At 67.0% G+C, this 20,883-nt stretch carries 21 protein-coding genes and 2 pseudogenes; 3 read left to right on the forward strand and 20 right to left on the reverse strand.

Features of this window, described 5'->3' with window-relative positions; genetic code table 11:
* Both LJ221_RS15520 and LJ221_RS15525 read left to right on the forward strand, forming a co-directional pair.
* Positions 1–283, forward strand: a pseudogene (locus LJ221_RS15520) (ISAs1 family transposase); the annotation flags it as partial.
* 87 nt (positions 284–370) lie between these two features.
* A pseudogene (locus LJ221_RS15525) lies at positions 371–788 on the forward strand (transposase); the annotation flags it as partial.
* On the opposite strand, the gene LJ221_RS15530 reads toward LJ221_RS15525, so the two are convergent.
* The 20 genes from LJ221_RS15530 to LJ221_RS15620 form a co-directional block, all read right to left on the reverse strand.
* Positions 762–1,391 carry a DDE-type integrase/transposase/recombinase gene (locus LJ221_RS15530; RefSeq protein WP_241717344.1) on the reverse strand — a complete coding sequence of 210 codons (630 nt, stop codon included), beginning with the start codon at positions 1,389–1,391 and terminating at the stop codon, positions 762–764. The pseudogene LJ221_RS15525 and the gene LJ221_RS15530 overlap by 27 nt on opposite strands.
* Positions 1,379–1,765: a hypothetical protein gene (locus LJ221_RS15535; RefSeq protein ID WP_241717328.1), complete on the reverse strand. Its 387-nt coding sequence runs from the start codon at positions 1,763–1,765 to the stop codon at positions 1,379–1,381. The genes LJ221_RS15530 and LJ221_RS15535 overlap by 13 nt, the downstream gene beginning before the upstream one ends.
* Positions 1,766–1,794: 29 nt before the next feature.
* Positions 1,795–2,262: a hypothetical protein gene (locus tag LJ221_RS15540; protein ID WP_241717329.1), complete on the reverse strand. Its 468-nt coding sequence runs from the start codon at positions 2,260–2,262 to the stop codon at positions 1,795–1,797.
* Between the two features lie 613 nt (positions 2,263–2,875).
* Positions 2,876–4,309 carry an MFS transporter gene (locus LJ221_RS15545; protein ID WP_241717330.1) on the reverse strand — a complete coding sequence of 478 codons (1,434 nt, stop codon included), beginning with the start codon at positions 4,307–4,309 and terminating at the stop codon, positions 2,876–2,878.
* A gap of 343 nt (positions 4,310–4,652) precedes the next feature.
* Positions 4,653–5,234 carry a DUF5710 domain-containing protein gene (locus LJ221_RS15550; RefSeq protein WP_241717331.1) on the reverse strand — a complete coding sequence of 194 codons (582 nt, stop codon included), beginning with the start codon at positions 5,232–5,234 and terminating at the stop codon, positions 4,653–4,655.
* A gap of 238 nt (positions 5,235–5,472) precedes the next feature.
* Entirely contained in the window at positions 5,473–5,985 is a 513-nt protein-coding gene (locus LJ221_RS15555) for a DinB family protein (RefSeq protein WP_241717332.1), read from the reverse strand.
* Positions 5,986–6,477: 492 nt separating this feature from the next.
* A complete protein-coding gene (locus LJ221_RS15560; protein WP_241717333.1) occupies positions 6,478–7,536 on the reverse strand; it encodes a hydroxymethylglutaryl-CoA reductase in 1,059 nt (352 codons plus the stop codon).
* Positions 7,533–8,627 carry a type 2 isopentenyl-diphosphate Delta-isomerase gene (gene fni, locus LJ221_RS15565; protein ID WP_241717334.1) on the reverse strand — a complete coding sequence of 365 codons (1,095 nt, stop codon included), beginning with the start codon at positions 8,625–8,627 and terminating at the stop codon, positions 7,533–7,535. Before fni ends, LJ221_RS15560 begins: the two co-directional genes overlap by 4 nt.
* Positions 8,624–9,712: a phosphomevalonate kinase gene (locus tag LJ221_RS15570; RefSeq protein WP_241717335.1), complete on the reverse strand. Its 1,089-nt coding sequence runs from the start codon at positions 9,710–9,712 to the stop codon at positions 8,624–8,626. The genes fni and LJ221_RS15570 overlap by 4 nt, the downstream gene beginning before the upstream one ends.
* Positions 9,709–10,755, reverse strand: a complete 1,047-nt coding sequence (mvaD, locus tag LJ221_RS15575) for a diphosphomevalonate decarboxylase (RefSeq protein ID WP_241717336.1) — start codon at positions 10,753–10,755, stop codon at positions 9,709–9,711. Before mvaD ends, LJ221_RS15570 begins: the two co-directional genes overlap by 4 nt.
* A complete protein-coding gene (gene mvk, locus LJ221_RS15580; protein WP_241717337.1) occupies positions 10,745–11,749 on the reverse strand; it encodes a mevalonate kinase in 1,005 nt (334 codons plus the stop codon). The genes mvaD and mvk overlap by 11 nt, the downstream gene beginning before the upstream one ends.
* 78 nt (positions 11,750–11,827) lie before the next feature.
* The gene (locus LJ221_RS15585) at positions 11,828–12,874 is read right to left on the reverse strand and encodes a polyprenyl synthetase family protein (protein WP_241717338.1); all 1,047 of its coding nucleotides are present in this window, start codon (positions 12,872–12,874) and stop codon (positions 11,828–11,830) included.
* 161 nt (positions 12,875–13,035) lie between these two features.
* Entirely contained in the window at positions 13,036–13,365 is a 330-nt protein-coding gene (locus LJ221_RS15590; protein WP_374228468.1) for a hypothetical protein, read from the reverse strand.
* A gap of 253 nt (positions 13,366–13,618) precedes the next feature.
* Positions 13,619–13,831, reverse strand: coding sequence for a ferredoxin (locus LJ221_RS15595; protein WP_241717339.1), 213 nt, complete (start codon positions 13,829–13,831; stop codon positions 13,619–13,621).
* Positions 13,824–15,251, reverse strand: coding sequence for a cytochrome P450 (locus LJ221_RS15600; protein ID WP_241717340.1), 1,428 nt, complete (start codon positions 15,249–15,251; stop codon positions 13,824–13,826). The genes LJ221_RS15595 and LJ221_RS15600 overlap by 8 nt, the downstream gene beginning before the upstream one ends.
* An 83-nt stretch (positions 15,252–15,334) precedes the next feature.
* Positions 15,335–16,267 (reverse strand): hypothetical protein, encoded by a 933-nt coding sequence (locus LJ221_RS15605; protein ID WP_241717341.1) that lies wholly within the window; start codon positions 16,265–16,267, stop codon positions 15,335–15,337.
* Complete coding sequence (locus LJ221_RS23755) at positions 16,267–17,820, reverse strand: prenyltransferase/squalene oxidase repeat-containing protein (RefSeq protein WP_241717342.1); 1,554 nt, start codon at positions 17,818–17,820, stop codon at positions 16,267–16,269. The genes LJ221_RS15605 and LJ221_RS23755 overlap by 1 nt, the downstream gene beginning before the upstream one ends.
* Positions 17,789–19,039 (reverse strand): cytochrome P450, encoded by a 1,251-nt coding sequence (locus LJ221_RS15615; RefSeq protein WP_241717343.1) that lies wholly within the window; start codon positions 19,037–19,039, stop codon positions 17,789–17,791. Before LJ221_RS15615 ends, LJ221_RS23755 begins: the two co-directional genes overlap by 32 nt.
* Positions 19,040–19,372: 333 nt before the next feature.
* The gene (locus LJ221_RS23760) at positions 19,373–19,651 is read right to left on the reverse strand and encodes a hypothetical protein (protein WP_308314790.1); all 279 of its coding nucleotides are present in this window, start codon (positions 19,649–19,651) and stop codon (positions 19,373–19,375) included.
* Positions 19,648–20,577 (reverse strand): ISAs1 family transposase, encoded by a 930-nt coding sequence (locus LJ221_RS15620; RefSeq protein WP_308314791.1) that lies wholly within the window; start codon positions 20,575–20,577, stop codon positions 19,648–19,650. The genes LJ221_RS23760 and LJ221_RS15620 overlap by 4 nt, the downstream gene beginning before the upstream one ends.
* Before the next feature lie 207 nt (positions 20,578–20,784).
* Here LJ221_RS15620 and LJ221_RS23765 point away from each other — a divergent pair.
* A partial coding sequence (locus LJ221_RS23765) for a transposase (RefSeq protein WP_374228445.1) occupies positions 20,785–20,883 on the forward strand: 99 nt, incomplete at its 3' end.

Genomic DNA, 20,883 nt, shown 5'->3' on the forward strand with positions numbered 1-20,883 from the left:
GATCACCAGCCTGCCGCCCGGCACGGTTACCGGCGCCCGGCTCGCCGCCTGGATCAGAGGCCATTGGAAGATCGAAAACCTGCTGCACCACGTCCGCGACCGCACCTTCCGCGAGGACGACTCCACGATCCGCACCGGCCGTCTTCCCCGGGTCATGGCCGGCCTGCGCAACCTCGCCATCGGCGTCCACCGCCAGGACGGCCACACCAACATCGCCGCCGCCCTACGTCACGCCGCCCGCGACTGCCGCAGACCCCTGACCGCCCTCGGCCTCGCCGGATGAACCCGGACAGAACGCGATCATGCGACGAACCCTGCCCGCTCTGATCAGCTAGGTCAGCACCTCCCACACAACGGGGGAAGCTCAGGCCCCGCGCTCGAGCGGTTCGCCGAGTTCGCCGAGACGTGGGGCCGGAAGTATCCGGCAATCGTGCGGCTGTGGGAGAACGCCTGGGTGGGGGTGCCCCCGGACGGAGTCTGGGGGAGAGTTCACGCCGTTCCTCCGATTCGACGCCGAGATCCGCCGCATCGTCTGCACCACGAACGCGTTCGAGTCCGTGAACGCCAGGATCCGGCGGGCGGTCAAGGCCCGCGGACGCTTCCCGAACGAGCAGGCCGCGTTGAAGTGCGTTTACATGGCGATCATGTCGCTGGACCCGACCGGCAAGGGCCAGGCCCGCTGGACCATGCGCTGGAAGACCGCCCTGAACGCCTTCGACATCACCTTCGACGGCCCGGTAGCTGTCAATCCGACTGAGACGTCAGGCTGCTTGTGCGGTCTGTGGTGATGTTTCGTCAGTGGATTCGGCGGTGGGCGGGTTGATCCACACGCGCTCCGGCAGGGGTGGCGGGACGGGGCGGCGGTGGAAGCGTTCGGGGTGGGCGCGGTAGGCCGCGTGCAGGACGTCCGCCCGGCGGGCCTGGACGGCGTGGGCGCTGCCGTCATGGACCGAGGCCGGGGTGTGCCAGCCGATTCCGGAATGGCGGTGCTGGAAGTTGTAATAGCGGAAGAAGTGTTCGCAGAACGTGTTCGCGTCCTCGATGGATCCGAAGGTTCCGGGGAATGCTGGACAGTATTTGAGGGTTTTGAAGTTGGCTTCCGAATAAGGGTTGTCGTTCGATATGCGGGGGCGGGAGTGTGACTGTTCGATGCCGAGTACGGCGAGGAGTCCGGACACGGTGTTGGAGGTCATCGACGTTCCGCGGTCGGCATGGATCGCCCGAGGCGGCACCCCGCCGTTCGCGGTGATAGCGTGCTCGATGAATTCTTTGGCCAGGGTTCCGGTCTCGGTGGGCCATATCTCGAAGTGCACGACCTTGCGGGAGAAGATGTCCAGCATGACGTACAGCTGGTAGTAGACGCCGCGGGCGGGTCCTTTCAGTTTCGTGATGTCCCACGACCAGACCTCCTGGGCCCCCGGGCCTGGAGTTCGGGTTTTTTCTTCGCCGGATGGCGGGCCTGGGCGCGGCGTTCGCCGGTCTGGCCGGCCTCGCGCAGGAGCCGGTACATGGTGGCCTGTGAGCACAGGTAGAGGCCCTCGTCCAGCAGGGTGGCCCACACCTGGCCCGGTGACTTGTCCACAAAGCGGGGCGAGGCGAGGAGCTCCAGCACGGTGTGGCGCTCGTCCTCGGACAGCTGCGCGGGATGGTGGAACGGCCGGCGTTCCCCGGCCGTGGGCGGTTTCGGGTTCCGCCGCCGGTGCAGCGTGGCCCGGGAGACGCCCAGGATCCGGCAGGCCGTGACCGTGCCGACTGCCTTCTCCATGCCTGGCAGGAATGCATCCTGGACAGCCGTTACTTCTTCTCGGAGTCCGCGCTGCCGGACACGTCCTGAAGCAGCGCGAAAGCTTTCCCCGCGATCTCCAGTGCCGTCCTGGTCTTGTCCAGTTCACCGGAGAGTCTTTCGTTGCGGGAGACGAGTTTCTCGGCATCCGCCTTGATCCGGGCGTTCTCCGCACGCAGCCGCGCCAGCTCCTCCGCCTCGGAACTTCGGTGGACCTTTCCGGAGGACGCGGGGAGGGTTCCTTCTCGCGCCTGCTTGCGCCAGTGCTCGATATGCGAGTGGTACAGCTTCTCCTTACGCAGCAGCACCCCGCGTTCCGGGCTGCCGTCGGGCAGGGCGTCGTAGGCGGCGAGGATCCGCGCCTTGTACCCGGCGGTGAAGCTCCGTCGCTTGGGCCGGGCCGGCTTGTCGGCGGGTTCGTCGTTCACCCGACCATCCTGCCGTGCCATCACGGTCTGGTCGGCAAGGGTCATCGTCACGGTGGTCCTGGTCCTGTCTCGCCCTGCATCAGATCAAAGAGATGTATACCTTCTGGGTCTCACCGGAGTCTGACAGACAGGGGCCGTCTGTCGGCAGCCCGTCAGTAACCCCAATAACTCCAGTTGCACCGCTCATTTGACTCTGTCTCACATTCGGTGATGACAGCCAGTCACGGGGATGGTGGCCAGGCCATCGCTCAGAAACCGCGGGTAAGCGCATCGCGACAGTCGTTCTCCGACCGCGGCCAGCAAGGCCGGCTTCTGTCCCTGAGAGACCGGCACGACAACCTCGGCGCCTTCGATACGCCGCTGTCTGCCGCAGAGTACCGAGGTCAGGGAACCGGACGCACTCCCTGTGAGACGGGGCGCCCAGTTCTCGCGCTCTGTGACCACCGGAAGCGAGACAGAGCCGCTCGTTTGACAGACCCCACCCCGGCTGTGGCATGAGCACGGAAAACACGCTGCGCCCCGACACCGGAGCCGGCGTCGGCGGCCCGGCCCGGTTCGCCGTCGAGCCGCGCCGGCCCGGTGGCGGGAAACGCCAGCAGCCGCACCCTTGTAAGGGGTGCGGCCGCTGGCGGCTCGGAGCGGCGGACGACGAGGTGTTCCTCCGTCAGGCGTCGGAGTGCGGCGTGCTGCGGAAGCTGAACGCCACGCCGAAGGCGCAGGCGGCGAAGATCGCTGCGGCGGCGAAGGCCCTGGTCATGCCCGTGACGAGGAGGGCGTGCGAGGGGGAGTGGGCATGGCCCGTCGCAAAGCCGAAGACCGTGATGAGCACGGCGAGCCCGAGGGAGGAGCCCAGTTCCTGCATGGTCTGCAGAGTTCCCCCCGCCGCACCGGCGTCCCGTGCCTCCACGGTCGACATGATGACGACGTTGGCCGAGGAGAAGGTGAGCCCGGTCCCCACCCCCAGCAGCACCAGCGGCACCAACAGGCCCGGAAAGTACCCGGTAGTGGTCGACAGCCGGGTGAGGACCGCCATACCAAGCACAATCAGCACGGTGCCGGTGATGACCAGCCGCTTCGGGCCGAACCGCGGCAGCAGCCACGTCGTCGAGCGGCTCGTGATGACGAGGCCGAGCGCCATCGCCAGGAATGCGAAGCCGGTGGCAAAGGCGTTCCACCCCAGCACGTTCTGCAGGAACTGGGTGAGGAAGAAGAACGTCGAGATCGTCACCATGGGCATCAGGAGCATGATCGAGTAGGCAGCGCCGCGGTTCCGGTCGGTGAAGAGGCGCAGCGGCATGAGGGGCTGCCCAGTGCGCGACTCGATCGTCAGGAACGCCGCGACGAGCACCACACCGACGACCAGCACGGCGATGGTCGGGCCATCGTTCCAACCGTGCTCCGCGGCGCGGATGAGGCCGAAGACCAGAGCCGCCACCCCACCGGTCGCGGCACTCGCCCCCGGCAGGTCGAGCTGCGCCCGATGACGCTCCGGGACGGGGACGAGCCGCGGCGCCAGCACGAGGGCAGCGATCCCGATGGGTACGTTGATAAACATCGTGGCGCGCCAGGACATCAGGTCGGTCAGCACTCCGCCGAGCATCAGCCCGATCGGGAAGCCGCCACTGGCGACCGCGGAGAACCACCCGAGGGACCAGACCCGGTCCTCCGGCTTGGTGAACGTCGTGGTGATGAGGGCGAGCGCGTTGGGGCCGGCGGCGGCGGCGCCGACCGCCTGGGCGACCCGGGCGGCTATCAGCACCGTGGCGGAGTCGGCCAGGCCCGCGGCCAGCGAACTCAGGGTGAAGATCGTGATCCCCGCCACGAAGACCTGGCGCCGGCCGCACAGGTCCCCGACCCTGCTGCCCAGGAGCAGGAGGCCGCCGAAGACCAGAGTGTAGGCGTTCACCACCCAGGACAGTCCGGTCGAAGTGAACCCGAGATCATGCTGAATGTGCGGCAGCGCCACGTTCAGCACCGTGGTGTCGATGACGAGCATCAACTGGCAGACGACGAGGAGCGCCAGTACTAACGGCCGTCGTGTCACCAACCCTGACGTCTGCGGTGTGCCGACGGTGGAAACCTGCTCGTTCACGGTCATATCTCCAATATTGGGTGCACTACTGAATGCGGCCGCCGAGGGCCGGTGCCCGCGACGGCGGGTGTCCGGCCCGGGATGGCGGGGTGTCTGTGACGCCTCACCCACGGAACCGGCGCTGCGGCGCGCTGCCCGACCCCTCGCGCGGGGACGGGACGGGGGCGCCGGGGCGGTCGGCGGACGGCCGGCGTGCACGCGTCCGGTCACCAGGGGACCGCGTTCCGCAGCGAGTCGCGCCTCGGCCGCACCGGGACGCTTGTCCGCCTCGGGGGTCCGCCCCACGGTGATCCCAGCCTCGGTGAGCATACTCAGGTCCAACTGCCAGGTGACGACAAGACCTGCGCTCCTACAGCGCAAAGGCCGTCTCGATGTGCCGTGAGGCGGCCGCAAGGGTCATCGCGGTTACCTTGACCAGATGAGCGAAAGCCTGTGCCTCCAGGCCGCGAACCTGGGCGTACCCGAAGTGGGTGACGGTATGACAATCCGTGCACAGACAGATCAGCCGCCTGAGGCGCTGGACCCGTAAGGCGTCGTCGTACACCCATCGCTCATGGGCCTCCAGCCACCGTCTGGTGGTCCGTTCCTCGCCAGCGCCGCACGCCTCGCAGCGCATCCCCGCCCGTCGGGTGATCATCCGCCGCAGCCGTTCCCAGTCCTTCGGAGCCACGCAGGAGCGGACGTTGGTAAACCAGCAACTGGAGGGGATCAGGTCGACGAACAGGCCCGAGCCCAGCCCCCGGTCCTCGCCGGGCAGCAGCTCGGGCACGTCGGAAGCAGCGGCCCAGGGTTGCAGCGCCGGCATCCCTGCGCGTGGCGCGTACCAGCGTCGGGCGGCCGGGTCCCACCGAGCACCGGCCTGCTTGGCCCAGTCCTTCTCCGCGTAGGCCACGTCCAGCCAGATCCGCTCGACCATTGCCGCTCTTCCCATCCGTTCGAGGCGTCCCGCAGGGCCCGCCGTCGGCGTGCACGACGCTACCGTCCCCCCGGCGGGTCGACCGCGCGTACCCCAGGCGGACGAGGGGAGTTGTCTTGATCTGATGGCCTGGCAGTCCGATTACCTTCTCGCCAACACTCACCCGTGCGAGCGGCCGACTCCTGTGCGGTCGCAGTGGGTCGTCCCTCCCCGTCGCCGGCGGGGGAGGCTGGCCCGCCCGCCGGCCTCGGTGTCATACGCCGGTCACGCCGTCGATACGCTCCCGTAGCAGGTCCGCGTGGCCGTTGTGCCGGGCGTACTCCTCGATCATGTGGACGTAGATCCACCGGAGGCTGACGTCCTGCCCCCTGAAGCGACCGGTGTCCACCAGCCCACGGCTCGCACAGTGCTCGCGGGCCCGGCTGATCTCCTCGCGCCAGGTGGCAAGGGCATCGCGCAAGCTGGCGCCGTCGGTGACCTCGAATCCGCCGTCAGGGCCGCTCGGATCGGCCTGCGGATCATAGATGGGCCGCACCTCTTCTCCGGCCAGCACCCGGCGGAACCAGTTCCGCTCGACTTCCGCCATGTGCTGCACCAGGCCGGTAAATGTGAAACCGGACGGCGGCACAGGCGTCGCGAGGGCCTGTTCGTCGTTCAGGCCCTCGCATTTCAGGGCAAGGGTGGCGCGGTGGAAGTCGAGCCAGCTCTCCAGGGTGGAACGCTCGTTGGCGTTCAGCGGTGGCATGGGTCGTTCGATGGTGCTCACGCAAAGATTATCTCCACTGTGCGTGATGGTCCGGTCACGCCACGGCCGATGTCGCCCCGGCGCTCGCGCGCCCCGCCTCCGGGGGACGCCGACGCGCCGCCCGCGGAACGCCGGGAAGCCCGCGAGCCCCCGGCGGGGGGCTCGCGGTGTCCGCCCCATGGTGATCGTCGGGGCGCGACATCATCCTCGCCGGGGTCTGTCAAACGAGCGGCTCTGTCACCCCCGGAAGCGATACAGAGCCGAACATCCTACAGTCCCTAACGACCGCAGGCTTCGCGTGATGCTACGGACCGCTGTTTTGCTCCCCCTTACAGGGCTTTTGACACTGGGCTTCGACGCCGGGCGTTTCCCCCCGACGCCGCCAGTCCGCTACCGGGCCTCCTGGCAGCTGCCCGGATCGGACTTCCACCGGCAGGCGACAACAAGTTTACGACTCAAGATCAGCTACATCACGAAGACCTCCGAGTCTGCTGGGCGCGCGAAAGATCGAGGCTAGACAGCCTTTGCGGTCTTGTGGTCTCGTTCCAGTTGGACATGCGCACGCATCAGTTCGCCGGGGTTGGTCTGCGCCGCGAGCAGCGACAGCTCCCCGCAGAGCACCGTGGCTGCCGCAATGACGGCGAGCCGGCGGGCGTTCTCGCCGGGCTCGCGGGCCGCACGGCAGCCGAGCCGGTTCAGGTTGGTCTCCACGAAGCCCAGGCCCTTGCCGTTGCCGACCGTGCCGACGATGAGGTTCGGCAGTGTGCAGGCAAAGTACAGGTCGCCGTCGCGGTCCTCGGCGGTGACGACGCCCTGGGAGCCCTCGACGATGTTCGCCGCGTCCTGACCGGTTGCTAGATAGAACGCGAGCAGCATATTCGCGTAGTGGGCGTTCGCCGAACGGATGCCGCCTGCGAGAAGGGTCCCGAGCAGGTTCTTGCGGAGGTTCAGCTCGGCGATCTTCGCGGCGCTGGTGTGCAGGATGTCGGCCACCACGTCACGCGGCACGAGCAGCTCGGTGACGACATTCTTGCCGCGGCCCAGGATGCCGTTGATGGCGGTGGCCTTCTTGTCCGTGCAGTAGTTCCCGGAGATCGACCCGTAGGAGATGCCGGGAACCGTTTCCAGTAGGTGTTGGAGGAGCACGTCGGAAGCCAGGGTCGCCATGTTGTGCCCGGAGGCGTCACCGGTGCTGAACTCGAACCGGATGAACAGCAGGTTTCCAGTGATCTCATGCTGGATGCCGATCAGCTGGGCGAACCGGCTGCAGCTGCGTACCAGCTCGCGCAGCTCGTCGATGCGGGCCTCGATGGTCCGTGCCGCGGAGAGTGCGGTGAGCGCGTCGGTCGCCTCGACGAGCACGGAACGGGTCATGCGCTCGTCGACGAGCGTGGCGACGATGCCCTTCTCGGTCAGCCGGGACACCTTCGCGCCGCGGCCGACCGAAGGCCAGAGCGGAGACTCGTACGTGGCCAGCGGTACCTGGGTTTCGGTGGTGGCGACATTTCCCGAGATGCGGACGGGCCCCACCCACCTCATCGGGACGCCGGCGGTGGCGTGCGCTTCGGTCATCGTGTGCTTCCTGTCATTTCGGAACGGATGTCGGCGGAGCTGCTGCGCTGGGCGAACCGCCGGATGTCTATGCCTCGGTCCGTGCAGAAGGACCGGAGCGGGCCGTGGATCAGCACATCGCAGCGGGTGAGGTCGGCGGGGGTCCGCGCACCGAGCATGGTCTGCAGCGCGGCGAGCTGGTCCAGCCAGGTGGAGATCTGTGCGATCAAGGCGGGTACGCCCCCGTCGATCAGCGTGCGCAGGAATACGCCCGAGGAGCCCACGGCGCCGGCGCCGAGCGCGAGCGCGCGGGCGACGTCGAGCGGGTTGCGGATCCCACCGGAGGCCAGCAGGGGGAAGCCGATGTCCTGAGCGTCCAGCAGACAGGCCGGGGTGGACTGCCCCCAGCCGTGCAGGAAGGCGTAGTCGTCCAGGGCGCGTCGGCTATTCTCGATACGGGCGAAGTCAGTGCCGCCGCGGCCGCTGACGTCGGCGACCCGTACCCCCAGATCCGGCAGCGCCAGGAGGGTCTGCCTGCTGAGCCCGTTGCCGACCTCCTTGACGATCACAGGGACGTCGACGGCCGCCGTGATGTTCGCGATCTGGGCCGGCCACGACCCGAACGACCTGTCGCCTTCCGGCATGGGCGTCTCCTGCGCCGTGTTCAGGTGGATCTGCAGGGCGTTCCCCTCGATCAGGTCGATGGCACGGCGGGCATTGTCGACGGACGCGGTCGCGTTGACGTTCGCCATCACGAAACCGTCGGGGTTCTCGGTGCGCAGCACGCGGAAGGTGTCCGCGCAGGAGGGGTCCTTGAAGTAGGCGTGCATGGACCCGGACGCGATGGCGGTGCCTGTCTCCCGGGCGGCGATGGCCAGATCCCGGTTGATGGCGCCGGTCTTGGTGCTGCCGCCCGTCATCGCGTTGATATACAACGGCAGTTGCCAGGTGATGTCGGCGAACGTCGTGGCCAGGCGGACGTCCGGCCGGTCGATTCCGGCGAGGGCGTGGTGGACGAACGACACGTCGTCGAACTGGTTGCGTCCGCTGTGCGCGCGCTGCTGCTCCGTGGCGAGCCGGACATGGTCGTCCTTGCGCTGGGCGCTGCTCATTCCTCGACTCCTTCCGTGGCGGGAGACACCGGTAGCGGCAGCACCCCGGCCGCAGCCCATTGCCTGTGCAACGGTGAGCGGTCGTAGCGGGCCTCGGCGTCCAGCAGCGCGATGCCGCAGTCGCCGCCCCCGGCCCCCGAGGGCTTGGCGGCGCCTCCGACGCGTTCGGCGATGGCGCAGAGGGCCGTCAGTTCGGGGGTGAAGATGCCGAGGCGGACCTCGTCGTCGAGGTGGACCAGCTCTTGACGGGCCCGCCGGACCTGCCGCAACAGGCCCTCGGTATCGCCGTCCTCCAGCGCGATGACTGCGGCGTGCACGAGCTCGCCGGTCGCCCCCACGTATTTCCGGTACGCGGGGCTGCCCCGCCAGGTGCGCCGCTGCAGATCTGTCACGAGGGACGTGGTGGACACGGGGTTGCCGGTCCAGCCGACCTCAAGGCAAAGGTTCCGGGGCGGCGAAAGCCGCCGTACGGAGAAGCCCGGCCACGGCGCCCGGAGTGCCTCTTCGACTCCCTGACGGCGGGCCAAGTCGATTACGACGTACCGGTCGGGCGCCCGGTAGGCGATCCAGCCGCCCCAGGTGCTGGTGGCGATGTCTCCGCCGGATCCCTTGGGGTCGATATGGGCGGAGGCGATCAGCGCCGTCCGGAAGCTTTCTTCGGCGGTGAGTTCCAATCCGCAATGGGCTGCGACGGCACTGACCGCCGCCACGGTCACCGCGCCGCTGGAGCCCAGTCCGAACTTCCGGCCGTCCTCGTGCAGCGTGCTGCTGATCGACACCAACAACGGCGGGACGGACCGGCCGCGTTCGGCCAGAAGGCGGGCTACGGTCTCGACCGCCGCCACCACATGCGGTGTGCCCGTACCGCCTGTCAGCCGTCCTTCCTGCCAAGGGTGGTGCACCGGGCCGGCTCCGATGTCGGAGGAGACGACGACACCGGGTGCGGCGCCGTCGGACACGGTGACGGTGATGTACCGGTCAACTGCCACCAGGATCGCCTGGTTGCCCGGTTCCACCACAGCGTATTCACCCGCGACGAAAAGCTTGCCCGGAGCGCGCCGGGTCACCGTGCGCGGGCCGGTCACCGGCATTCCTCCGCCACCAGACGGGCACCCCGCCCCGGACCGGCGATGTGCACCGCTCCGACCGGCGCGGCGGCGCGCAGGGCTTCCGAGACCCGCTCGGCGTCCGAACGTGGGCAGAGCACCTTCACATTGGGACCGGCATCCATCGTCGCGTAGGCCGGCACGCCATCCCGCCGCAACTGCAGAACGCTCTCGAGGACGGCGAGCGAGGCCGGTGACAGGTAGCACACGGCGGGGCGTGCGGCCAGCATGGTGGCGTGCATGCCGAGGGCGTTACGCTCCGCAATCTCGCCCACCGCTGGCAGGTCGCCGCGGGCGAGCGCGGCTCGCATATCCGCCAGGTCGGCCCGGCTGGACACCGCCCACGACTCGTACAGTGGTGAGGTGTCCACGGTCCTCCGCATGGCCTCCCGACTGGACACCGCCTTGGGGGCGGAGCTGACCACCGCGACCACCAGCGCCGGTTCCAGGTCCACGGCCGGCACCGGTTCGGCGTACGAGCTGAGATCGGCCTCCTCGGGAGTGCCGCCGGCGTGGCCGGCGTGCCATACGGCGAACCCATCAAAGATCGACCGAGAGGCCGACCCGGAGCCGCGTCGGGCCAGCTGGGACAGGCCCCGTGCGTCGAGATCGAGCCCGTACGCCGCGGCGGCGGCGACGGCGAGGGCAGCGAAACCGCTGGCCGAAGAGGCCAGGCCGGCCTCGGTGGGGACGGTGTTCTCCGTGTCGACGTGGGCCCGTTCGGTGCGCCCTGACCGCTCCCGCACCAGCCGGAGGAATGCGGTGATGCGCCGCTCAGCCTCTCCCGTCGCGGGCTCGCTGTTGAAGGCCACCGTGTCCTGCCCGGCGCCGGGTGCGAGCTGGACACGGGTGGTCGTCGGGAAGATATCCAGAGTCATCGCCAGGCTGTCGGTACGGGGCAGGAACAGGTGCTCGTCCTTCTTGCCCCAGTATTTGATCAGCGCGATGTTCGGCTGAGCAACGGCTGTCGCGATGTCCGTCCGCTGCGCGGACAGCAGGGCGGACGGCTGTTCAGCGCTCATGAGTGGACCTCCTCAGCTGTACGGCCCACGTGTGTACGGCACCGGCATCGTGCAGCTGCCGGGCCACTTCCCCGGCCCGCTCCGGGCGGGACACCGCGAGAACACAACCGCCCAGACCGCCACCGGTGATCTTGGCGCCCAGGCTGTCGGCCTGCAGCGCGGCATCCACCAGTGCATCGATCCGGTCGGTGCTCAGACCCGCCCCGCGCAAAAGTTCGTGATACTCAGTCAGGCATGATCCGAATTCCTCGGGTTCGCCCTCGGCGAGGGAGGCCTTGGCATCGTCGACGAGTTGCGCGGCACGGCTCATGAACCGTTCCTCCTTTCCGGTCCCAGCCCGGAATCCGGCGCGAAGCAGCTCGACCGCCTCCTTGGTGCTCCCTGCGGTTCCGCTGTCCGCGACGACGAACAGTACGTCGCAGCCGATGTCCAGCGCCTGTGCCTTGCCCGCCTGGAAGAGGAGCGGGGCGGTGGCCCCGACGGCCATGGCGTCGACGCCGCTGGCCCGGCCGTGCGACAGGTTCTCGGCCGCCTGTACCAGGTCGAACACCTCGCCTTCGCTCAGCTTCCGGCCGAAGAGGTCGGCCAAGGCGAGGATGATCGCTCGTGCGTTCGCGGCGCTGGAGCCGAGCCCGCGGCCGGGCGGAATCGCCCCGTTGAGGCTGACGTCGAGGTGTTGTCCGCCGGTTACTCCCACGCGCGCCTTGACCGCGGCTGTCAGACGTCGCAGACCCTCCAAGGCCTGTGCCGTGACCGCGCGGGAAGCCGACCCGGTCATGGTGAAGGTCGGATCGCCCCGGCTTTCTGCGGATTGGCTGGACCATCCTGCGCTTGCCGTGACCGCGAGTTGGGGAATGGGCATCGCGAGCGCAGGGGTTCCGTACACGACCGCGTGTTCTCCCAGCAGAATGGCCTTGGCATGAGCGCGACCGGTACCGACGGCGCGAGCCCGGTGGGTCTTCGAGCCCTCCTCCACCGAGGTCGGAAGAGTCAACGCACTCAGCTCCCAATGTCGTTGTCGCGGTGAGACCGCATCGTCAGGAATCCAGGAATGTGCGAGGCAGAACGTTCTTCAGTGGTTCCTGAAAGCGACATAGTCGGCCATAGCCAGCAGCGGCCGGCGTTGCTCCTCGGTGAGGCCCAAAGCCTCCAGCTGATCCGCCGCACCCCTCCGGTGCCGGTCGATCTCGGCTTCCGTCCACGCGCGGCCGCCAGCCGACTCGATCAGCTTGGCGGCGCGGTCGGCCATATCGTCGGACAGCGGCTCTGCGCCGCGGTAGATCGCGGCCAACTCCTCGGCGGCTGCGCCGGTGCCGTTCATCGCCACGGCCACCGGGATGCTCTTCTTCCTGTTCCGCAGATCGGAACCAGCCGGCTTGCCGGTGGCCGCGGGGTCGCCCCAGATGCCCAGGACGTCATCCACCAGCTGGAACGCAACCCCCAGATGCCATCCGAACTTTGCCAGGCGCTTACGAGCCTTGGCCCCGCCCCCGGCGAGTCCCGCACCCAGCTCGCAGGCGCAGCTCAGCAGCGCTGCGGTCTTCGCCTCAGAGACGGCCAGCGCCTCCTCCAGCGAGATGGTCGTGCGGTGCTCGAATGCCACATCCGCCATCTGCCCTTCGGCGAGCGTCGCGATCGTCTCGGTGAGTAGCTTGGTGGCCCAGATCCGGTGTTCGGAGTCGCCCTCCAGGACTGCGCAGCCACGCGCGAGCAGAACGTCGCCGGCCAGAATCGCGGCCGGGACACCCAACGTGGCCCAGACAGTGGGGCGTCCTCTCCGCTCGAGATCACCGTCCATGACGTCGTCGTGGAGCAGGGAGAAGTTGTGCACCAACTCGACCGCGACGGCGCCACACACCGCCCGCTGGACATCGCCCCCGCATGCCTCCGCCGCGAGGATGGTCAGGGCCGCGCGAACCATCTTGCCGCTGCCCTGGTCCGTCGGCTGCCCCGCCAGGTCCAGCCAGCCGAAGTGGTAACCGACGATCGGGCGTATTCGGCTGCCGAGCGTGTCGATGGTGGCGCGCAGTGCAGGTGTGGCGATTCCGGCTGCCCGCAAGGTGTGGTTGCGGCCCGCATCGACTGCGCTCTCCAGCGTTTCGGCGGTATCGGTGTACAAGAAGTGCCCCTTGCCATGGGATGGACAGGACGATGCGGCGAAGATCCGCGGGCGTAACGGTGTCTCCTGGATCCGGTCCGGCTGGCCCGGCGTCGAGCTCGGGCCGACCGGACCTCGGAACCAGGTCGTGCTAGGGTGTGCTGCGAAAGCGCTGGTCACAGTCACTCGTTGATGGCTGCGACCAGCACGGCCGCCTCGTAACAGACGGCGAGCTTCTCGTATCGAGTCGCCACGGCCCGGTGGCGCTTGAGCTTGTTAATCCCGCACTCCACCGCGTGGCGTTCCTTATAATCGGCCTTGTCGAACTTCAGCGCTCGGCCGCCTCGGGAGCCTCGTTTCTTTCGGTTGCGGACCTGGTCAGCCTTCTCCAGGATGGTGCAGCCGATGCCGCGTCTGCGCAGGTAGGTGCGGTTCGCGCGGGAGCCGTACGCCTTGTCGGCGTGGGCCTTGTCCGGCCGGGTTCGCGGTCGGCCTCGACCGATGCGGGGCACCCGGATGCCCTCCAAGACCGGCTGGAACTGCGGGCTGTCATGCCGCTGACCAGCAGCGACAGTGGCTTTTGTCCCTACTCAACCGCACCGTATGCCGTCTATCAACTGCCGCCGGGTCCACACCGGTGGACGGGGCCCGGCTATTTACCCAGCGGCAGCAGCGGTTCAAGCCGGGCCCACTGGTCGTTCGTCAGATCCCCACGTCCCACGGCAGATGATCATTCACGACCAAGATCGACTTTCACAACGCGCCCTAGTCCGGGCTATGCCAGGACAACGCTCCGGAGGGGCACTTCTCGACCGCTTCCTGCACTTCTTCGCTTGTGGCGAGATCGACCGTCGGGGCGCCCGGCAGTAATTCCACGTACCCTTCGATGTCCTGCCCGAAGTAGTCGGCGGCAGAGATCAGGCACTGCCCGGAGCCCACACACATGTCGCGGTCCACCCGCACCTCGAGGTCACTCATCGTGCGCTCCCTTCTCCGTCCGCTTGGTGAACAGGAACTCCAGGTCCTTCGGGGAGAGCGTGATCGTCGCGTTCATCTTCGGCTCCGAGTAGTCGCTGAGCGCGAAGTCCCACTGGTGGATCATCATGGCCAGGCAGTAGGTCGCCTCCAGCACCGCCACGCTTTCGCCGAGGCAGCGGTACGCGCCGAACCCGAACGGCATGAACGCGGACGCCGTGACCTCGGCACCATCCTTGTCTAGCCAGCGGTCGGGGTCGAACTCGTCGCCGTGCGGAAAGTTCCGTTCGTCCCGCTGCTGTCCGTAGTGCGAGTACAGGATCGCGGCATCCTTCGGTATGGCATAGCCGCCCAGCGTCGTGTCCACCGACGCCTGCCGCGAGAGGAGATACGAGGACGGGTACATGCGCAGCGCCTCGAACAGCACCCGCTTGAGCGCCGGCAGATCGTGCCGACCGATCTCTATGTCCGTCCAGTCACGATCCTTGACCAGCGCGTCGATCTCCACCCGGCATTCAGTGAAGATCCGAGGGTGCCGGGCCAGTTCGTAGCAGGCCCAGCTGATGGTGTTCGCCGTGGTCTCCGTCGACGCCAACAGGATAGTCGCGGCCTGGTCACGGACCTCGGTCCGGTCGAACTTCTCGCCGGTTTCCGGGTCGGTGGCGTTGATCAGCATGTCGAGGAGGCCGGCCTCCTCACCGGATCCGTTACGGAACTTGTCGTCGATGACCGAGTACATGTACTCGTTGAAGGCGTTGAGCAGTCTTTCGAAGTCCCGGTTCGACTTCGTCGGCAGGTGCTTGTAGATGCCGGTCACATCGACGGCCTGGATCGCGGCGTTCTCGACGAAGACCGGAACGGCCTCGCGCACGAGTCGCAGGACCTCCGGCGGGGTCTTCTCGCCGAGCATGGTCGAGGTCACGATGTCACAGCCGACTCCCATGACCGGCCCCATCAGGTCGTAGGGCTGCTGTTCGGGCACCGCGGCGACGAACTCGGACATGATCTTCCGCATCACGGGGAGATGCATGGCCAGCCGGCGCTGGCTGAATGACGGGAGCATGATCCGTCGTTGCCGCCGGTGCAGGTCACCGGAGGTCGTGACCACACCGTTTCCGACCATATTCCGCATCTTCTTGAAGTGGATGCCGCGCACGAACTTGTCCGCGTCACTCACCAGGATCTGTGCGAGCAGCTCGTAGTCGTTGACGAAGTACGCGGTCTTCGGGCCCAGCTTGACCCGCGTCACCGGGCCTGCTTCGCGCACTGTTTCGATGAACTCGAAACGGGACCGCAGGATCATCGGCAGATGCCCGAGCACCGGAACGCTACCCGGAGCCAGGCCGGGACACCTACCCGGAGTCGTAGCGGTTCTGGGGGTGGTGACGGCGCCGGTGGTGCTGGGAGAGGTGGCAGTGCTCATCGCTAGGAGGTTTCCCTTCATCCATACACCGAGGGTGAGGAGAGATGGCCCTCTTTGTGGGGATCGATGGTACGATTCACCGCTCAGCGGTAGCGGTCTGTCTCCGTCGGCCAGATCGCCGCTGCGTAGAGCAGCGGTCGATGGCATGCGAGGTAGTCGAGCAACTCCTTTGCATGGCTGCCGAGATGACCGCTGCACTTGATGGATTCCTCGATGCAGTCCAGGTCGGTGATCGCCTGCACGCAGTCATCGCGAATGTGGGCCAGCGCGGTGCTCTCGTCGTAGCCGGCGTGGTCCATCAGGATCCGCACCGCATTCGACTTGTCGACCGCCTTCTTCTCCCGGCCCCACGAGTAGTAGTCGTTCGACAGACAGCCGAACCGCACCACCACATCGTCGATCGCTCGCCGGATGGGGTCGTCACGCAGCGCTGCGAAACTGCGGCCGCCATTGATCCACTTGTCCAGAACGACCTGGACGTCCATCGTGCAGTAGCCGCGGCGGAAGCTCAAATACGTCGCCAAGGACGTCTTCTTGGTGTATTCGTTCCATACCCCTTCCCACTTCATCGCCGTGATGGCGCGCTTGATTTCATGGCCGATCTCGTCTGCTGCTTCCGTGCCGAGCGCTGCTTCGAGCCGGAACATCGTTGTCCGTACCAACTCGAAGAAGGGGTCCGACAGGGGCCCGGCAGTTCGCCAGGTGTCCACGACCTCGGTCACCCCGTCGAACCACTCACCCGGAGCCAGCCGCCCGCCATCCTCCTGGACGTAGTCCCACCGGTCGTCGTTGACGATGAGACAGGCCGTCCACAGCGAAGCCGCCAGCAAGGTGTCGGCATCCGCATCGGGATAGACCAGCGCCGCGGCCCCCACGATCCTCGATTGTCCGGAAATCGCGGCGAAGTCGGATTCCTGGAGCTCGAGCGCAGCAATGATGGAGCTGTAGGCTGATTCGGCCTCCGCCGAATTCGAGTTCCGCCGGCCTTCGTACTCGAACTCGATCGCGTCGGGCATCAGTACCTGCTCACGACGGCGCGACCGCACATCACCGTCACTTCGACAATCCGGAAAGGCGTGTACAGGTCCTTGCCCATCCATAGCGGCGGATTCTCCCTGGACTCGTCCTTGACGAAGTCCTTGGCCCTGGATATCGCTGCCGCACACTCCTCGGCGCCCTTGCCGCCATGGATCGCGAACAGGTCGAGCGCCATCACCGCGTAGGCCGTTTCCTCGGGTGACGGCTCCGCCATTCCCCAGCCGCCCGAATCCATCTGATGCCGAAGCAGCCATTCCCTGGCGCGACGCAGCGAATCCAGCTGCGGTTCATCCTGCTTTCGGGCGTCGAGCAGGGCTTCGACACATGCCGCCGTGGAGTAGTACGGCGAGACATTCCATTTGTCGTACCAGCAGCCGTCCTCGGTCTGCCGGGAGATTACCCACTCGGCACATACGTCCTCGATGGCGCCGTATTCCGTGATGCCACGGCGCATCCTGAGATGATTGAGGTACTCGAGGGCGTGCGCGTTCACGGTCTCCGAGGGTGTTTGCTCCGTCGGATACGAAACGAAGTGGTCCTCGGCCCAGAACTTCATTAGGATTTCCGGGTGAGTGGGGGCGCCGAGTTTGTCGCCAGCGAGATTGGCGTAGGCCGTGTCGTCTCCGTCAGGCGGCAGACCCGGCCCGCCGCCGATACCCGAATCGCTGAACCCGGCGGCAATCTCTTCGATGAGTTCCCTGGGGATCGGCACGTCCGGGAAGTATTTGAGCACCAGATTGAGTACCCAGAGCGCCTCGAAATACGGCATGGAACTTCCCATTGGGATCGCTCCGCCGTAGCGGCTCTGCGCTTCATCGAGATAGGCACGAGTCGATGCCCCGGCCTCCGTCCCCACAGCTGACATCCAGGCCGCTGTAGACGACGGAGAACACGCCACCGCACCATCCGGGGCGGGCGTTACCGTCGCCGCGAACTGTTTCGGCAACGGATGGAACACCTCGAGTGTGTGCCATGCCGTCTTCGGGATGGCCTGCCCCCGGGCGATCCGGTCGGTCAACTGGCGCCACAGCTCAGGCTTCGCGTCCAGCGGACAGGGAAACTCCTGCTCGTACCCGGCCTTGCCACCTGCAGCCGGGCGGTGGCGCTGCAGCACCTCGCTCAGCAGATCGATCAGGCTGGGCACGATGATCTCGGATGCCACGGTGTCGGGCAGCCTCGGCAGCTCGCCCTCACCGAGCGCCAGCTCCCAGAGCTTTTCACAGGCCCGCGCCACAGCGTCCGTCACTCCGGCCCGGTCGGCGTATTCCGGCCGCGAGCACAGACCCGCCACCGCGCCCAGCGTCGGTACGAGCTCAAACCCGACCGACCCCCACAGGCCGTCCGGTCGCTGCGTCGCGAGCAAGTAGTCGACCTGCGGTGTGCCCACGTCCGCACGCTCGGATATCCGCAGGAACTGTCCGGTTTCGTACGGCGAAGGGCTGAACTTTGTTACCTGGTCAGCAGCACGGTCCTTCAACAGGGCCGCTATCCGATCGGCGTCACTCATCGCCAGCACCGCTTCCGTCGGCACCCCGCAGATTGACGGGGAGCGTCTTCAAGCGTCGGCTGATGAGCAGCACCGGCTGCCAGTCAGGAGTTTCGTATCCGGGGTTGAGGTCAGGGAAGCGATCCAACAGAATCCTGAAGAATTCATCCGCCTCCATCCGTGCGAGCGCCGCGCCAAGGCAGTAGAACATGCCGGTAGCGAAAGCGAGATGGTCGTTCGGGCGCCGGGTGACATCTAATCGGTCCGGGTCATCGAATACCCTCGGGTCGCGGTTTCCCGCCATCAGCGCCAGGAGGAACTGCTGCCCCGCTTCGAATTGATGACCAGCCACCTCGACAGGCTCGGTACTGACCCGTGTGATCACCGAAGCCGGTCCGGCGAGCCGGAGCATCTCCTCGACCGCACCCGGCATCAGGTCAGGATCGGACTTCAGCAGCTCCAGCTGATCAGGGTGATCGAAGAGCTGCACCAAGCCACTGGTGATCAGTCCGCCGGTGGTCTCGTGCCCGGAGAAGAGCAGCATCACGCAGTTGGAGAGGATCTCCCCCTCGCTCACGAGACCATCGCGTTCGGCGGCGACGAACATACTGATCAGATCGTCCTTGGGCTCCGCCCGGCGCTCCTTGAGCACCTCCAGGACGAAGTTCTGCATCGCCAGCAGGCTCCGCTGGCACTCCATTAGCCGGTCATAGCTGACGATTTCGGCGATCGCCCCGATGTCGGCCGACCAGGCAAGCAGTTGCGCCCTGTTATCCATGGGTACGCCGAGCATCTCGGCGATGACGCACGCGGGCAGCGGATACGCGATGTCGGAAACGATGTCCATGCGTCCGGCCGGCTCCACCGCATCCAGCAGTTCATGCGAAAGCTGCCGCACGCGCGGCCGCATCCGATCGATCATGGCCGGGGTGAAATAACGTTTCAGCAACCCGATGAACCGCTGATGATCCGCGGGAACGGTGTGCCCCATCCACTTCTTGACAGCGGTGCTCAGTGGCTTTAATTCCTCTTGCTGTTCGGGGCTCAGCAGTCGTATGCCCTGTGTCAGGTTGGCCGGAGCCATACGGTGATCTTTCAGCACTCGGACGATATCTTCATATCGAGTGAGAAAAGCTGCGTCAATAACCGGAACCCAGGCGATTGGGGTTTTCTCGCGTAACTCACGAAGCTCTGGAATGCGGTCTACATACTTGCCGGACGAGATCATTTCGTACTTGGGAAACCTGGTATTTAAGCCGGCCATCTAGTGCATCTCTCCATTCGCTAATAGTGCACCTTCATGAACGACACCCCGACGACACCCCGACGACACCCCGCAGCCTAGAAGATGACACCATCCCGCGCCACCGAATAATGGCCATGGCTCGAACCTGTCTCATTATCGCCCACGCAAGGACCCGTTCGGATCTTTCCGGAGACCGGCGCCGACAGCGGACAATTCTTGATCAAGTTCCCTGAGCTTGACTCTGTCGGGGATCTTGGAGTTTCCGAGGTCAGGTGCCCAGGGCAGGGCGGCGTCGTTCAGGCGGTGTGTCCGGGCCAGGGGCGCGTCGTTCAGGTGATGTGTCCTGGTTGATCACGTGATGCCGAGGGTGGTCAGCGGACGGTTGGCGTCGCGGGTGTGGTGGCGGAGTCCAGCAGCAATGTTCGTCTGGTCGGCGAGTCGGAGAGCGCCGATGGCCAGGTTGCGCAGGGATGCCATGGCACGTGGAGCGGTACCGGTGCGTACGCGGGAGGCGTCCTCGGCGTAGGTGGTGTCCCTGATGTGGTGGATCTTGTTCTCGATGCCCCAGTGGTCGCGGACTCGGCGGGTGATCTCGGCTGCGCCGGCCTGCTCCGCGGTCAGGTCGGTCACCCCGTAGACGCGTTCCAGGGTGACTTTGCCGGTGGCGAGGATCCGTCGGCGGCGCACGATCTGGACGGCCTGCACCGCGTGTGGGAAGGCGATCCCGGTGACGGCTGCGGCCTTGATTCGGCGGATCTCGTCGCGGCCGTGCGCGGTGGTCCGGGTCTTGTCCAGGAGGGGTACTTCCCGCCACATGGCAGGTCCTTCAGCCACCGGTGCAGGGTGGGCTGGTTGCCCTTGATCAGCGCGATGTAGTGGGCGTGCTTGTCCTCGATGAGGAAACGTGCGTGGGCGGTCTGCGAGTGGAGGGCGTCGAAGGTGACCACCGTGCCGCGCAGGTCGAGCGGGGCAAGCAGGGGTTGGAAGACGGTGATCTCGTTGGTCTTGCCGTTCACCTCGCGCTGGGCGGTGACCAGACCGGTCCCCGTCATCGCGGCGAGCAGGTGGACCTGGGTGCCGTCGGTGTGGCGGGCGCCGCGCACGGTCTTGCCGTCCACCGCGAGGGAGGGCAGGGGCCGGCCGCTGTCGTTCTCCTTCTGGCCTGCGCGTTCGCGTCCGGCGAGCCAGCTTCCAACGGCCGTGTCCAGCGCGTCACCGTCGATGCGCTGGAGGATACGGCGCATGGTGGCCTCGGCCGGGGCGACGGGGCCGCGGTCCGGCTCCCGGCAGGGGCCACCGAGCCGGGCCAGGACGTGCGGCGGGGCGTCGGCGGCCCACTCAGCGATCGCGGCCAGGGACTTCGCTCCGGCCAGGACCGCGCACGCGGCCAGGGACAGAACGAAAGCGAGCGGATGGCGTCGGCCCTGGTCCCGCCGGGGGTCGGGCACCTGAGCCAGGCAGGCCAGCAGGCCGGGGAGGGCATCGGGGGCGATCGGTACGGCATCGGTGAGTTGGCTCAGAGAGGCTGGGATGAGCGATGATGAGCGGGCAGGCACGGTCTTCCGTCGTGGTGATCAGGGACTCGACACCTCATGATCACCGAGAGTCGTGCCTGCCTCCGCGTCAGCCCCGGCGACCACCCCGCGGTCCTGTCCCAGTTCCTGAAGCGCTACCAGCCCGGACACACCGCCTGAACGACGCCGCCCTGGGTCGGCAAGGGTCATCGTCACGGTGGTCCTAGGTCGTGTCTGATAATTGATCTTGTGGCTGGTCGTGGTGAGCTGACGGATGCGGCGTGGGAGCGGATAGCGCCGCTGTTGCCGGGTGTTGACGGGCGGGGTCGTCCGTGGCGGGATCACCGG

This window comes from Streptomyces sp. CNQ085, assembly GCF_022614595.1.
Lineage (GTDB): Bacteria > Actinomycetota > Actinomycetes > Streptomycetales > Streptomycetaceae > Streptomyces.

Excerpts from the sequence above, each read along its gene's own strand:
- mvaD (WP_241717336.1), bottom strand. The coding sequence starts at position 10,755 with ATGAGCGCTGAACAGCCGTCCGCCCTGCTGTCCGCGCAGCGGACGGAC.
- LJ221_RS15535 (WP_241717328.1), bottom strand. The coding sequence starts at position 1,765 with ATGGAGAAGGCAGTCGGCACGGTCACGGCCTGCCGGATCCTGGGCGTC.
- LJ221_RS15600 (WP_241717340.1), bottom strand. The coding sequence starts at position 15,251 with ATGAGCACTGCCACCTCTCCCAGCACCACCGGCGCCGTCACCACCCCC.
- LJ221_RS15545 (WP_241717330.1), bottom strand. The coding sequence starts at position 4,309 with ATGACCGTGAACGAGCAGGTTTCCACCGTCGGCACACCGCAGACGTCA.
- LJ221_RS15560 (WP_241717333.1), bottom strand. The coding sequence starts at position 7,536 with ATGACCGAAGCGCACGCCACCGCCGGCGTCCCGATGAGGTGGGTGGGG.
- LJ221_RS15605 (WP_241717341.1), bottom strand. The coding sequence starts at position 16,267 with ATGCCCGACGCGATCGAGTTCGAGTACGAAGGCCGGCGGAACTCGAAT.
- LJ221_RS15595 (WP_241717339.1), bottom strand. The coding sequence starts at position 13,831 with ATGAGTGACCTCGAGGTGCGGGTGGACCGCGACATGTGTGTGGGCTCC.
- LJ221_RS15615 (WP_241717343.1), bottom strand. The coding sequence starts at position 19,039 with ATGGCCGGCTTAAATACCAGGTTTCCCAAGTACGAAATGATCTCGTCC.
- LJ221_RS15550 (WP_241717331.1), bottom strand. The coding sequence starts at position 5,234 with ATGGGAAGAGCGGCAATGGTCGAGCGGATCTGGCTGGACGTGGCCTAC.
- fni (WP_241717334.1), bottom strand. The coding sequence starts at position 8,627 with ATGAGCAGCGCCCAGCGCAAGGACGACCATGTCCGGCTCGCCACGGAG.